Below are 13,173 nucleotides of genomic sequence, written 5' to 3'. Positions count from 1 at the left end.
TTTAGCCTAGCTCGGCTGTCTTAGAACAGGGTTTTCAGGAAAGGCCTTCCCGGCAACGGATTTTTGGCGGGTAGCCTCAAGCTTCTAAGAGTTGTAGAATGACTGCTTTTTGAGCATCCAAGCGGTTCTCTGCCTGTTGGAAGATGATGGATCTAGGACTTCTGACTACTTCTCTAGTGATTTCGTATCCGGAGTGAATAGGCATATCATGCATAACCTTTGCTTTGGTCTCTTTGAGTAATGCCTCATTGATCTGGAAAGGCATCATTAGGTTCATACGTTCCTTCTTCTTATCAGCGAAACTAGGATCGTTGAAGAACTCCATGTCCACCCAGGTATCAGTATAAATATAGTCCGCATTTTTTACAGAACGGATTAGATCAGTCTCCCATTGGATTGTGCCCTTCTTCTTAGCTCGTTCCACAGTATCCGGATCAATGTTTTCTGTTTCTGCAATCGGTGTCAGAAGAGTAAGTTCCATTCCTAAAGCAGAAGTTATCCCGATTAGAGAATTTACTACGTTATTATGTACACCTATATACGTAAGCTTCAGATCCTTCAAAGGTTTCGGATTGTCCATCACTATGGTAAGAATATCCGCTAATGATTGGCAAGGATGGAATTTATTACAACATCCATTGATGACTGGAACCTGAGAGCCTGATTTTAATTGTAAAAGTTCCTCATGTTTTCTCATCCGAGCCATGATAACGGAAACGTTTCTGGAAAGATATTCAGCTTCCAGATCGATATCAGAAAGAAGAAAGTTAGAAGTCATCCAATCCAAATAGATCGCATGTCCTCCCATCTCAGTCATTGCAACTTCGAACGAAACTCTAGTACGTGTGCTAGTCTTTTGGAAGAGCATAGCAAGAGTCCTGCCGGTCATATGTCCCAGATAATTGGCCCTGTGATTTTTCACATGGACGGCAAATTGTAGAAGGTCCAAGACTTCAGCGTCCGACCAATCCTGCCAGGAGATGAGATGTTTAATTTTAGGGGATTCCATAGACCGTTAAACTATTACAGTCTAGAAAATCAGCGCTGGTAGATTCGACAATCTCAAAACTCGGGGAGATAAGCAGGGAAAAAGGGGAGGGATATGAATCTCCCTCCCTAAGTGTTTTCCGGGGAAAAAAGCGTGGTCCATTCTTTAGAAGAAATGAATTCGGCTGGAAGAGTAAGACCTTTTGGTTACGTAGGTTTTACCGAAGGAATACGAATCCGTGAAGAATAAAGCTCTGTTTTCATGCTGACAAGGGCCATCGTTTCAAAAACGTTTCCTATTAGAGAGGGGAACCGTGTCGGAAAACGCTGTCGGCCAGAATATAATAGAAGAGGAAACCAAACGTAGGAGAACCTTCGCAATCATAGCCCATCCGGATGCGGGAAAGACTACCCTGACAGAAAAGCTTCTCCTTTACGGGGGTGCTATTCAACTTGCGGGTGCAGTAAAGGCGCGTAAAAACCGCAAAGCCGCCACTTCCGACTGGATGGAGATGGAAAAAGAGAAGGGGATCTCGATCACTTCTGCTGCACTACAATTCGAATATAAAAATCATGTATTAAATTTATTAGATACTCCAGGTCACGAAGACTTCTCCGAAGATACGTACCGCACATTGATTGCAGCCGACACCGCAGTTATGGTGTTAGATGCTGGTAGGGGAGTAGAACCTCAAACAATCAAATTATTTAAAGTATGTAGGGACCGCGGGATCCCGATCGTTACATTCGTAAACAAGATGGACCGCCCAACTAAAAAGATGTTCGAACTCTTGGATGAAATCGAAAATGTTTTGGGCATCACTGCAATTCCGATGGTATGGCCTATCGGAACAGGAGTGGATTTTAGCGGAGTGTATAATCGTGTTGATAAAAAAATCTACACTTATGATAAAACTCCAGGTGGTTCTCAAAAATCCGCTTTCCAAAGTTCAGGGATAGAAGATACAAATTTAGATTCTATGTTTGAGGATTGGGTCCTAAAACAATTTAGGGAAGAAGTGGAACTTGTAGAAGAAGGGATCGCTGCATTCTCTTTAGATGAATTTTTAGAATCTAAGATCACTCCAGTGTTTTTTGGATCTGCAGTAAACAACTTCGGGATCCAATTATTCTTAGATCATTTTTTAAAGATCGCTCCTCCTCCATTGTATTTTCCATTGAAGAATGGAGATCGTTTAGATCCGATCACTACTCCTTTCAGTGGATTCGTATTCAAGGTACAAGCCAATATGAACAAGGCTCACAGAGATAGAATTGCATTCTTAAGAGTATGTTCAGGTAAGTTCGAAAGAGGACTTAACGTGAATCATGGAAGATTAGGAAAGGCTGTAAAACTTTCTTCTTCTTTTGCATTTTTCGGTCAGGACAGAAATACTGTGGATGAGGCTTATCCCGGAGACATCATTGGCCTTGTGAATCCAGGCACTTATTCTATCGGAGACATTCTCGCCATCGGTAAAGTTCCTGATCTAAAACCTCTTCCAGTATTCGCTCCTGAAATTTTTGCTACTCTTTCCTGCGTGGAAACAGGCGCGCTTAAAAGTTTTAGAAAGGGAATAGAACAATTAGCAGAAGAGGGGATTCTTCACTTATTCACTTCTCAGACTGTGGGCGGTGGATTGCCTGTGATAGGCGCGATGGGTCAGCTGCAGTTCGAGGTGTTTAGAAGAAGGCTCCAAGACGAGTATTCTGCACCTACGAATATCAATATTCTTCCCTACCAAGTATCTTGCTGGTTGCCTGAAGAAGATATCGCAAAGGTTCCGCAAGGTTCTAATCTTGTAACCGATAGTTTGGGAAGGGCTGCACTTCTATTCGATTCAGAATGGGAGAAGGGATATTTCCAAAAGAAAAATCCTGAGATCAGACTTCTGGATTATCCTACACAAGATGTTTCTGAATTAAATCAGGAATACTGAGCCGTAAAGGTTCGCACAGAGGTTTTCTTACTCGGATCCATATAGTCGGAGAGATTTTTGGCCTTTTTATACTAATTACGATATTTCACTTGAGATATTTAAATTTACTTAAAAACTTTCTTTGGACCAAGTTAAACCTCCTGGTATATGGAAAGTTTCAGAAAAATTACTTCGTCTGAACGGCGATTGCTCTTATTTTTATTAACTAAATCTAATATTGACGCATACAAAAGTCTTGATTTAGACAAATTGAATGTTCAAGAAATGGCCGACGGGGGGATGGGGAGCCTTGTCTTTGGGACCGATAATAAAGAGCGGCAATTTGGCAAATGTATAGCGAGCATAAGCTTTCATGATAAAGACGGAATCGAAGTGTCTGTTTCATTAAATATAGACCAATATGGTGATTTGTACGAGCTTGATCTTTGGAAAGTCGACTTTAGTGGGCTAAAGTGTATTCCCGAATTTTTCGAATAATTTAAAATTCAAAAGTAGATAGACTGCTTGAATAAAGCAGGGCAACTATTGAGGCAATGGGGATAAACGAAATAAATAGCAAATTTGAAGAAATCGATTTTGAAGCCATATCCATTGAATCCGATTTTAAATGGCTCGGCTTAGAACAGCTGGATAATTACCTTTGTAAAATGTTCTTAATTGATTCTGCAATGCTAACTGATGAATCATTTTTATATTTTTTTACCCAGCTTGTTTGTATACGTTAATGATAATCTTAGATCCGGATTAGACTTTATGTTGAATAGATTGCATGAATTGAATTTTGAAAGTCTGAGAAAGGAAGAAATTACTTTTATTCAGGAAATTACTTATTTTTTGGACAAACTTTCCGAAGAACGAAATTCATAACTTATTTACCGAATAAAAATATAGAATGTGAATGAACTAGTGAATTTTCTTGGTGGTTATTCTCATCAAGATTGCCATTTGGGATTTACTAGCTATCATGAGGATATCGAACAATATTTAGCAGGAAAGCCGGCTTATCAAAAAGCTGTAATATTAGTTGTCCAGCTAAGGGAATTGGCGGAAAATTTGCCAAATGAAATTGATATGAGAATCAATGAAGGTAATCTTATGCGGGATAATCTTGAGGAATTGTTGGGTACTTTGGGTCTTGAAAAAGATGAACTAGTAATATCCGCTAAACTTAATAAGTTGAAAATGATAATCATGGATACTATATTCGAAATAAAAATGAAAGATTCCATTTCGGAAACTGAAATTCTATTCAATACTTTAGATGATATTCAATGTAAGTTGGCTAACTTGATTTTTAGAGGTGAAATTTCCGTGGATACTTTTTTCTGGAAGTATGTAAGGGATTTTGATCGGATTGACGACTTGGAACATCGAAATTCGATCTATATAAATATTAAAACCGGTAATTACTCATTGTTATGAGATCCACGCATCTTGCCAATAAACTCTACTTTTGAAATTTTGATTTCTGCAAAGAAAGAAGTTACAATAACTGCATTAAGTTTTCTTGGAGGCAGAGGTTGATGAATTCTCGAATAGATGAATCAATTCAGAAACGTATTGAAATAGCTGTTCAAAGTCTTGTGAAATTCGGATACGGCGAAATTTGTTCAAATAGAGAAAATGAATTAGGTATATGTTTGTATTATCACAAGCATAGAGGAGAAACATTTTATCTAGGAGTCCGGGGATTAGAATGGGGCGGGCAAAAAATATTTTTCAAAGATATATCAAAAGTAGAGTTTGCTTCATTAAGAGAGATCACTCAACTTGGATCAGATGCTAAAAACAAAGATATGGATATTGAGTTATTTTTAAGAAACGAAGAAAGAATAAGAATGCTCTTTCCTTTTCCTGTCTTTTCAATATTAGCAACTTTACTTCATCAACTTGCTGAATTAAGCGAAAATCAGAGAAATTTTTAATCTAACCCATTCAATGAAAAATAGGATACAACAACTATCATATCGTATCTTAGAAAAACTAAATGATTTTCATTCGGAAGTCCCTTCAAGTCTTCGTAAAATCACTCAGAATGAAATTTTAGGAATTTATTTAAACTCCTTATCTTATTTCAAAGATTCAATCCTGTTTACTGATTTGGGAATGTATTTTATTCAATCAGAAGAGAAATCTGAATATATCGAATATAGTGAAATTTTAAATTTCAAGGTTATAGAACAAAAGGAAGTCGCCGAATCTATTTGCATTGAAAGAAAAGATGGCAGTCGAATTGAGTTGAAAGTTTTAGGTAGGAGAGAGAGATTGCGAGATGTCTGGGAGGTGTATAGATTTTTACTTCGTGTCACCGGGAAGTAAGGAAGCTAGTAAGCGAAATTAGGATCTGTTAGGTATTGGCAAAGGGAAGCCACAAATCAACTCGAGCTCTCCGATTACATTGGGAATGGCAAAATGAATTTAGAACAGTCTTACTTAAATGATGTATTAATACTAATAATTGAACGGGCAATTATAGCGAAAAATGAAATAAAAGATGAAAATTCTTCTGACGAAGAGAGATCGTTTAATGAAGGAAGAGCTTTAGCTTATTATGAAGTAGTCTCTACATTTCTTGGACAAGCAGCTGCATTTGGTTTAACTTCAGATATCATCCCAGCTTTAACTTTTAATGCGGAGAAGGAACTTCTTTGATTTTTACTTTATTGTAAAATTAAAGCGAAGTATAGATTCGATTCCAGCCAGGATAGTTGGAATAATTGTTTTTGTGTATCATGTTCTTCATGTTGCGCAGGAAATTAAATTTATAGATAATCTTTAGAATACTTTGGATGTCCTGGTTGAGGTCGGGCCATAAGCCTCGTAAGCATTTTGAGGCAGAAATTATCCTAAAAGGGGTGGTATTGAAGCAGGAAATCGATAATGACTCTAACCCCTTCAGTCTAGTTTTTGGCCCCGAAATTTCTTTCTATAGAAAATAAATAATTTCCTGTGGGATGACGGATTGCCTTCCGTCGTATATAATGTATTTGCACCAGATGATTCAGGGCGGGATGGAAACATTCCGCTATTTTTTTGTTCGGACGATCCGGTTATAGGAGCTCCTACATACCCTCCGTCGGCTCTGTGTTCTCTGTGCGAAATAATAAAAAAACCCCGGCTTTCACCGAGGCTTCTCCATTCGAAGAAGAATAATATCTTCTTATTTCAAGTTTTCCGCGACTAATTCCGCGATATCTTTTACTTTTACTTCTTCGATCTTTCCTTCTTGTTTTACACCGTCTGTAATCATAGTGATACAGAAAGGACAAGCTGTTGCGATCGTAGTCGCTCCGGTATCCAGAAGCTGATTGGATCTCTTGACGTTGACCCTTTCGCCATGCTCTTCCATCCACATCTGAGCTCCACCTGCGCCGCAGCAAAGTCCTTTGGAGTGATGGTCGGAAGCTTCTGCGAGTTTTCCACCGGAAACCTTTTTGACCAGGTCTCTTGGATTCTCGTAGTTGTCGTTATATCTTCCGATATAACAGGAGTCGTGGTAGGTATATTTTCCAGCATTTGCATCTTCTGCAACGCCTACTTCAATCTTTCCGTCTTTTGCTAGTTCGTTGATAAACTCAGAGTGGTGAACCACTTCGAAGTTTCCACCAAACTGAGGATATTCGTTTTTGATTGTGTTATAGCAGTGAGGACAAGCGGTTACAACTTTTTTCACGTTGTATCCATTCATGGTGTCCACATTAGATTGTGCTAATGTTTGGTAGAGGTATTCGTTACCACCTCTACGTGCAGAATCTCCGGAACATCCTTCTTCCGTTCCTAAAATTCCGAACTTAACATCTGCTTTTTGCATAATCTTAACGAAGGACTGAGCAATACGTTTGTTACGATCATCAAAAGCTCCAGCACAACCTACCCAGTATAGAACATCGACATTGGAATCTTCTGCCATGGTTTTAACGCCAAGACCTTCTGACCAATCTGCTCTGGAGTGTGCAGCAACTCCCCAAGGATTGGAGTTGTTTTCCATGTTTACAAATGCACCTTGTAGTTCAGCAGGGAAGTTGGAATCAACAAGCACCAAGTGTCTTCTCATTTCCATGATCGCGTTTACTTGGTTGTTTCCAACAGGACAAGCTTCTACACATGCGTAACAAGTAGTACATCCCCAAAGAGCTTCTTCAGAAAGGCCTTCGTATTTTCCGATTACCGAAGTATCTAATGCAGCAACTGCATCAGCAGCTCCTTCTGGATTTGTTTCTCTAATCTTTACAACTTCTGGCATTTTATCCATAAGCGCGTGTTTTAATTCCACGATGATCGCTTTTGGGTTCAGAACTTTTCCAGTACGGTTTGCAGGACATTGCACTTGGCAGCGTCCGCACTCGATACAAGAAAGTCCGTCTAAAAGGTTAGGCCAAGGGAAGTCTTCTGTTCTAGTAACACCCCAAACAGCTGTCTCATCTTCTAAATTTAATTTAGAAAGAGCACCCTTAGGAGTATCAGATTGTAAGAAATAGTTAAATGGCGCAAAGATCAAGTGTGCGTGCTTGGATGTTGGAACATATAACATGAACGCGAACACTGAAAGAATATGTGTCCACCACATGATTTGGAAAACCAAGTCAGCTGAGGAATATTCTACACCGATTAATTCCCAAAAGGATCCAATAGCGCTTGCGATAGGGGCAGCGTCATGGAATGGGTTTGCATATTCTGCTCCAACTGCTCTTGCACCTTCTCCCAATAGGGTGGAGATCATGAGCAGGGAAATCATTCCGATTACGATTGCAGAAGCAGGAGAATGAACATCTAATCCTTTTGCTTTTTGGATCCAACGTCTCCATGCAAAGAAGCCTAGTCCAATTAATACTAAAATGGAAACCGCTTGAACGGTTGCTTCGTAATAGTGACTTGCAGTTTCTCCGAGTAGACTTCCTACCAAAGTAAATTTGTAAGGATCATCCATCGCATATCCAAATACACCTGAGATGAACTGGCTGGTGGTATGCAGTAAGTAAGTGACGAATCCGTAAAATACGAATGCGTGCATGATACCGCGTAATGGTTCTTTAAAGTTCTTTTTTTGTAAGATTACGTTTAATACGAAACTCTTGATCCGGAATCCCCAGTTTTTATGTTCCAGGAAGTTTTCGGTTCCGTTTGCCTTTCTAGCATTAAATACAAGATTTAATCTGTAGAGAACGGCACGAACGAATACAACATTTGCTACTATAAATAGAGCCGTGAAGATCACGTGGAAGGCGATTTGAGAAATAGCCATAGTTTTTCAGGTTACCCTTTGTATTTGGATGGTCTTTCATAGCAGGCTACTGATTAGGAGGTGCCCTGTCCAGGAAAAAAGATACTTAGTCTCCTTGTAGGAATTCCTACCTATGGAGAAAAGGTCCGGGCCCTTCTTATTTCAAATCTTGTAAATATTTAACTGCGACTCAATCGCAATAAATGAGAATATGATTTAAAAAGGACGTGCATTTCTGAAGAAATAGAAAACTTTGAAGAAGTTAAGGAAGAAATCTTTCCAGCCAGATGAGCCAAATATTCCCAAATCATTCCACAGATTCTATATTAGAAAAAGCCTTAGATGGAGAACGTATTTCACCCAGTGAGGCACTGGAGTTGTACGAGTCTGGAGATCATCTTAAAATTATGGCAACTGCTCGGACCTTGAGGGAAAAGGTTCTGCCTCATACACATGCCAGTTACACAATGTTCAGAGTGGTGAACTACACCAATTATTGCAATGTTGAATGCAATTTTTGTTCCTTCATGGACGAGATTGGAAATGGAAAAGGTTACGTACTTTCTAAAGAAGAAATATTAGAAAAAATGGATTATGCCGTTTCGGAAGGAGCGGACCAAATGTTTTTGCAAGGTGGAGTGTATCCTGATCTACCTTTCGATTATTATTTGGATGTGATCTCCACTGTAAAATCCAAATACCCTGAAATGCATATTCGTGCATTCTCTCCTGTTGAAATTATCAATTTAGAGAAGATCACAGGTAAATCTTTATTCGAAGTTTTACAAATTTTAAAATCAGTCGGTTTAGATTCCGTTCCCGGAGCAGGAGCGGAAATTTTAACGGATAGAATGAGAAACATCATCTCTCCTAAAAAAGCAACTACCGAAGAATGGGTGCGCGCGATGGAGACTTGTCATGAAGCAGGACTTCCTGGAAGTGCAAATATTGTTTTTGGTTCAGAAGAAACTAAAGAAGAAGTGATAGAACATCTCACTGTGGTTCGTAATCTTCAGGACAGGACTGGAGGATTTTTATCTTTTATCCCTTGGACCTTCCAACCCCAAACTAAAAGATTTAAGGTAAGAGCAGTTTCTACTCAAGAGTATCTAAAAGTTCTTGGGATTTGTAGGATCTTCTTAGACAATATAAAACATATTGAAACTTCAGTTATGGTTCTTGGAAAAGGTGTCGGTCAGTTGGCTCTTACAAGTGGCGCTGATGATATTTCTTCCGTGGTGATTGAAGAAAACGTATTACGTTCTTTTGGTCTAAAAACAGAAAAAGAAGCAATCAAGTTCCTAAAAGAAGGTGGGTTTATACCTAAAAGAAGAGACCTTCTTTACAATTACGAAAGATATGAGGGAAGAGAGCTTTCCACGGTTTGATCTTTTCCTATTTAATTGTAAATTTTTTTCAAAAATCCGGGTGACTTCAGTCCGTTAAAGTTTCTAAATAGATAGATTCGAACGGGGGAAGAATGAAAAAATCTTTGAGCTCTAAAATACTGCAGTTATCCGCGATCTGCGGATTTCTATTCTGTGTATCGAATTGTTTGGATTCTCATAGAGAGAGAATCCATATGGATACAGGAGTAAGCGTAAAAACTTTAGGTCCTCATAAATACCAATTCGTGGCAATTGGAAAAGCCTCTGTTCCTTCCGTGGAAGACCAGGATCTATTCAAAATGAAGAAGACTTCCTGCGAGGCTGCAAAATTACAAGTTACCCAAAGATTGGATGAATTGGAAGCAGACCAGAAGCATAGACAATTCTTCTTAGAACAAAAAGAACAGAAATACTTTGGAGACGGGGAATACTGCGAACTTACTTATATATACGAACTTCCTCCGGCCAAGAAGCAGAAAGATCAACCTTAGTATTTAGCTTAGTAGCCTCTACTATCGTAACTCTGTTTCGACCGGCTGATTTGGATTTATACAATCCTGAATCTATAGATTGGTATAGATCATCGAAAGTAAAATCTTCGTCATAAGAAAGAATGGCAGCACCTATAGATACTGTGATTTTCACAGGTTTATTGTTTGCATCTCTGACGGAAGAAAGTGCATGAGATTCTACACCTTTACGTAAAGACTCGCATAATGTTTTCAAACTTTTAGGATCTACTGAATCTAAAAGAACGCAGAATTCGTCTCCGCCGATACGAGCACAAATATCAGTAGATCTCACTCTTGACTTCATAACTGCAGAAAGAGTTTGGAGGGCATCGTCTCCTGCCATATGTCCATATTTATCATTGATCTCTTTTAAATGATCTAGGTCCAGGATCACAAGTGCCATTTGGAATCTGTGTCGTCTCGCTCTCTTCTTAAATATATCAAATTGTTCTATCAGATATCTGCGATTATAAAGATCAGTAAGATCATCCAAATTGGAAATCATTCTTATATGCAGATTTTTTGCCTGTAGTCTCAGTACAGCACCGGATAATTTTCTTTTATCTCGGTAATCCATCGTTCTCCAGTAATTCATGATCACATTACCGAAAGTTCCTACGAATAAATAGGTCAGAAGGATCGGAAACTCTTTCATAGCTTCCACAGGAGAATCTCCTAAGTAGCATACACCTAAGAACATCAAACAAAACGCAAGGTTTGTAGCAACTGCCGTTGTAGTGGTTAACCAAAGAAGAAGGTTCATGCTGAGTAAGATCGCAGATGCCTGGTGAAGATAGACATCGTAATGAACTTTATCTGAATATAAGAAAGGAAAGAATGAGATCAGTAGAGTAGAAGAAGTCCATACCTTGTAGAACTCCAGTTTTTTAGGTACCCAATCCTTTTTACGTGCATGTCTCCATAAAAATATGAGCGAAAGGACAATTAACGTGATTCGGCTAGATTGTAGAAGTATCAGGGAGTCGTCTTCGAAGTCCCGTGAATTCGGCAGGAAATAGGTAATTAAACTGATTACGATACAGAGGGAATAGTGAGCCACCAAGGATTGGCGAATTTCGCTCCAATTGGTCTCTAAAAATCCTTGGGGATATCGATTAAAGAAGATCCGCTTAGATAGTAAGCGAATTCTTCGGTCAATGCCTGGGAACCACTTGAACATATGTTTTCATTTCCGCATGGAAGGTTTTCTGAAAAAAACCTCCATAATAAGACTAGCGTTCAAATATAACCTACCTTGGGGCAAGGAAGAATCTATAATTAGTCAAAAAAATTCTAAGGCAAGTGATTGGCGTCTTTGTCAGAAGATTGGAATTCCAGGAGCGTTAGGATAAATAGGACCCCTTTTCGAGAGAGAGAAATCTATCCACAAAGGGATAGATTTTGGGATGGTCTATAGTTTCCTGAGAATCGTATTATCTATATAGAAGGTCCCGAAAGGAAAAGCGGAGGCAAGTGCTACCTTCCAAGTTCTTTCTTTAAAACTCCAGGAATTCTCTATAGAAAAATGAAATGTCTGAAGAAGGAATAGGAGAAATAACCCTCCATGGATTGGACCTAAAAGTTTTACTAGCTCAGGAGATCCGAAATAATATTTCAAAGGCATTCCTATGAATATAAGAAGAAGTAGGGAAGTCCCTTCTAAAAATCCTAAAAGCCTAAGCCTTCCAAGCTCAGTTGTAAAAAATTTTGTCATTTCTAAAACTCTCTGATATATGGTCTATGCGCAAATGGAGAAAAAGGCCAAGGGATCGCAATCAATATTAAGATGATCGAGATCAGCAGCCAAACGAATAAACTTTTGAATTTTTCGGAGTCTTCTTTTTTACGTTTGGAGATTGCAGATCCAATAGTAAGAAGCACCACCGAAATAGTCATAATTGAGATATGGATTACCGCGAAAAATCTTATCTCAGAAATTTGAAGGGATCCTAAGGGGTTTTGGAAAAAAGCCTGAACAATAGGACTTTTGAAATATAGGAAAAATCCTAATATCAATTGTAAGTGAGAGAATGTAATCAGCAGGACTCTCCCTAAATTATCCCATTTTTTGAAATTCTTTTTGAATAGGATTCCTCGGATACATCTTACCAATGTGAACAAAAGGAAAAATAGAACGATCCATCGCGTAAATGAATGAAATATTAATAAATATGAATACATACCGAGATCATGAATTGAAAGAACGATCGATCATGTTATTTTTTCAAGAAAAATAAACCAAAATCTAAAGGATTTTTAGATTAAAGAGTAGCGATCTTTCTTGGATTTTTGGTTAGAACTTCTGGAATAGGAAGTCCTACACCACCTAGAGAACGGACTTGTTTTCCGTTAATAAATAGTCTGATCCCTTTTAACTCAGAGTTTTCCAGAATACTATAACATATTTGGTCCACTCTATCTTTCAAAAGTTCAGGACCTGCTCCCGCTTCAAAGTCAGGACCAAGATATAGTTTTAATACTCCATTTTCCACTGAGTATTCTTTGGAATATTCCATTCTGTTTGGAAGTGCGTTCAAAACACCTTGGGTCTTTTCATCCGCAGTAGGTCCCTTTGTAAGTTCCTTTAGGATGAATAGGATCTTATCCCCATGATCGAATTTTCTTTTCAATTGAACTAGTCTAGAGTGACTTTTGTTTCCTCTTCCATAAAACTTCAGAAAATAAAGTTTGATCTCTCCAGGAGAATGATCCAATCGAATTTTGGGAGAAGGTCCGGTTGGTCCAGGTTTAGGCATTTCCACGATAGGGATAAACATTTCTTCCGGATCACCTGAGTCCGAGGAAAGTTCTTCGGAAGAGTTTTCTCCATTCTGCATTAATTCATTTAGAATTTCATCTTCTGCCTGATCGATTACCTGTTCATGGGTTTGTTTTCCTTTATTCTCTGAAGAAGAAGAAGGAGATAATGGATTTGTTTTTCCGATTGTATTAAATTTTGAAAAGAAAGAAGGAGATTCTTGTCCGGGGGAGGCGGTATTCTTATTCCCCATAGATTTATCCAATAAAACTAAAACGAATAGAGCCCCTGTCAGGATATAAAGAAGTGATTTAAGTTTATCCGATTCGGGCACAATACAATTTTCGGCTGATCCGGAAACCGCCTT

General features: G+C 38.6%; 14 protein-coding genes. 8 read left to right on the top strand and 6 right to left on the bottom strand.

What is annotated here, in order from left to right; all coding sequences use genetic code 11:
* Window positions 1–76: 76 nt before the first annotated feature.
* Complete coding sequence (locus tag B1C82_RS19575; protein WP_086449211.1) at window positions 77–1,009, bottom strand: ornithine carbamoyltransferase; 933 nt, start codon at window positions 1,007–1,009, stop codon at window positions 77–79.
* A gap of 292 nt (window positions 1,010–1,301) precedes the next feature.
* Between B1C82_RS19575 and B1C82_RS19570 the strand changes: the two genes are divergently transcribed.
* From B1C82_RS19570 to B1C82_RS19540, 6 genes are all read left to right on the top strand, one after another.
* Complete coding sequence (locus tag B1C82_RS19570; RefSeq protein ID WP_086449210.1) at window positions 1,302–2,927, top strand: peptide chain release factor 3; 1,626 nt, start codon at window positions 1,302–1,304, stop codon at window positions 2,925–2,927.
* Window positions 2,928–3,074: 147 nt separating this feature from the next.
* Window positions 3,075–3,404: a DUF6984 family protein gene (locus B1C82_RS20960; protein WP_411550329.1), complete on the top strand. Its 330-nt coding sequence runs from the start codon at window positions 3,075–3,077 to the stop codon at window positions 3,402–3,404.
* Window positions 3,405–3,821: 417 nt separating this feature from the next.
* Window positions 3,822–4,349, top strand: a complete 528-nt coding sequence (locus B1C82_RS19555) for a hypothetical protein (RefSeq protein WP_086449208.1) — start codon at window positions 3,822–3,824, stop codon at window positions 4,347–4,349.
* Window positions 4,350–4,450: 101 nt separating this feature from the next.
* Window positions 4,451–4,852, top strand: coding sequence for a hypothetical protein (locus tag B1C82_RS19550; RefSeq protein WP_086449207.1), 402 nt, complete (start codon window positions 4,451–4,453; stop codon window positions 4,850–4,852).
* Window positions 4,853–4,865: 13 nt separating this feature from the next.
* Entirely contained in the window at window positions 4,866–5,246 is a 381-nt protein-coding gene (locus tag B1C82_RS19545; protein ID WP_086449206.1) for a hypothetical protein, read from the top strand.
* Between the two features lie 93 nt (window positions 5,247–5,339).
* Window positions 5,340–5,579, top strand: a complete 240-nt coding sequence (locus tag B1C82_RS19540; protein WP_086449205.1) for a hypothetical protein — start codon at window positions 5,340–5,342, stop codon at window positions 5,577–5,579.
* Between the two features lie 508 nt (window positions 5,580–6,087).
* Here B1C82_RS19540 and B1C82_RS19535 read toward each other — a convergent pair.
* On the bottom strand, window positions 6,088–8,169 hold the full coding sequence (locus B1C82_RS19535; RefSeq protein WP_086449204.1) for a heterodisulfide reductase-related iron-sulfur binding cluster: 2,082 nt from the start codon (window positions 8,167–8,169) through the stop codon (window positions 6,088–6,090).
* Between the two features lie 266 nt (window positions 8,170–8,435).
* Between B1C82_RS19535 and mqnC the strand changes: the two genes are divergently transcribed.
* Together mqnC and B1C82_RS19525 are read left to right on the top strand one after the other, a co-directional pair.
* Complete coding sequence (gene mqnC / locus B1C82_RS19530) at window positions 8,436–9,536, top strand: cyclic dehypoxanthinyl futalosine synthase (RefSeq protein WP_086449203.1); 1,101 nt, start codon at window positions 8,436–8,438, stop codon at window positions 9,534–9,536.
* A gap of 92 nt (window positions 9,537–9,628) precedes the next feature.
* Complete coding sequence (locus B1C82_RS19525) at window positions 9,629–10,027, top strand: LIC11299 family lipoprotein (RefSeq protein ID WP_086449202.1); 399 nt, start codon at window positions 9,629–9,631, stop codon at window positions 10,025–10,027.
* On the opposite strand, the gene B1C82_RS19520 is transcribed toward B1C82_RS19525, so the two are convergent.
* From B1C82_RS19520 to B1C82_RS19505, 4 genes are all read right to left on the bottom strand, one after another.
* Window positions 9,975–11,228, bottom strand: a complete 1,254-nt coding sequence (locus tag B1C82_RS19520; protein ID WP_086449201.1) for a GGDEF domain-containing protein — start codon at window positions 11,226–11,228, stop codon at window positions 9,975–9,977. The genes B1C82_RS19525 and B1C82_RS19520 overlap by 53 nt on opposite strands.
* Before the next feature lie 231 nt (window positions 11,229–11,459).
* Window positions 11,460–11,762 carry a DUF3817 domain-containing protein gene (locus B1C82_RS19515; protein ID WP_086449200.1) on the bottom strand — a complete coding sequence of 101 codons (303 nt, stop codon included), beginning with the start codon at window positions 11,760–11,762 and terminating at the stop codon, window positions 11,460–11,462.
* Window positions 11,763–11,764: 2 nt separating this feature from the next.
* Window positions 11,765–12,229 carry a hypothetical protein gene (locus B1C82_RS19510; protein WP_086449199.1) on the bottom strand — a complete coding sequence of 155 codons (465 nt, stop codon included), beginning with the start codon at window positions 12,227–12,229 and terminating at the stop codon, window positions 11,765–11,767.
* 80 nt (window positions 12,230–12,309) lie between these two features.
* On the bottom strand, window positions 12,310–13,140 hold the full coding sequence (locus tag B1C82_RS19505; protein ID WP_086449198.1) for a GerMN domain-containing protein: 831 nt from the start codon (window positions 13,138–13,140) through the stop codon (window positions 12,310–12,312).
* Window positions 13,141–13,173 lie beyond the last annotated feature (33 nt).

The sequence above is a fragment of the Leptospira venezuelensis genome (assembly GCF_002150035.1).
GTDB classification, from domain to species: Bacteria; Spirochaetota; Leptospiria; order Leptospirales; family Leptospiraceae; genus Leptospira_B; species Leptospira_B venezuelensis.
Note: the sequence above shows the minus strand (reverse complement) of the source record. Positions and strands in the feature narration are given on the sequence as shown.

Excerpts from the sequence above, each read along its gene's own strand:
- B1C82_RS19575 (WP_086449211.1), bottom strand. The coding sequence starts at position 1,009 with ATGGAATCCCCTAAAATTAAACATCTCATCTCCTGGCAGGATTGGTCG.
- B1C82_RS20960 (WP_411550329.1), top strand. The coding sequence starts at position 3,075 with ATGGAAAGTTTCAGAAAAATTACTTCGTCTGAACGGCGATTGCTCTTA.
- B1C82_RS19550 (WP_086449207.1), top strand. The coding sequence starts at position 4,451 with ATGAATTCTCGAATAGATGAATCAATTCAGAAACGTATTGAAATAGCT.
- B1C82_RS19545 (WP_086449206.1), top strand. The coding sequence starts at position 4,866 with ATGAAAAATAGGATACAACAACTATCATATCGTATCTTAGAAAAACTA.
- B1C82_RS19540 (WP_086449205.1), top strand. The coding sequence starts at position 5,340 with ATGAATTTAGAACAGTCTTACTTAAATGATGTATTAATACTAATAATT.
- B1C82_RS19535 (WP_086449204.1), bottom strand. The coding sequence starts at position 8,169 with ATGGCTATTTCTCAAATCGCCTTCCACGTGATCTTCACGGCTCTATTT.
- mqnC (WP_086449203.1), top strand. The coding sequence starts at position 8,436 with ATGAGCCAAATATTCCCAAATCATTCCACAGATTCTATATTAGAAAAA.
- B1C82_RS19525 (WP_086449202.1), top strand. The coding sequence starts at position 9,629 with ATGAAAAAATCTTTGAGCTCTAAAATACTGCAGTTATCCGCGATCTGC.
- B1C82_RS19520 (WP_086449201.1), bottom strand. The coding sequence starts at position 11,228 with ATGTTCAAGTGGTTCCCAGGCATTGACCGAAGAATTCGCTTACTATCT.
- B1C82_RS19515 (WP_086449200.1), bottom strand. The coding sequence starts at position 11,762 with ATGACAAAATTTTTTACAACTGAGCTTGGAAGGCTTAGGCTTTTAGGA.
- B1C82_RS19510 (WP_086449199.1), bottom strand. The coding sequence starts at position 12,229 with ATGTATTCATATTTATTAATATTTCATTCATTTACGCGATGGATCGTT.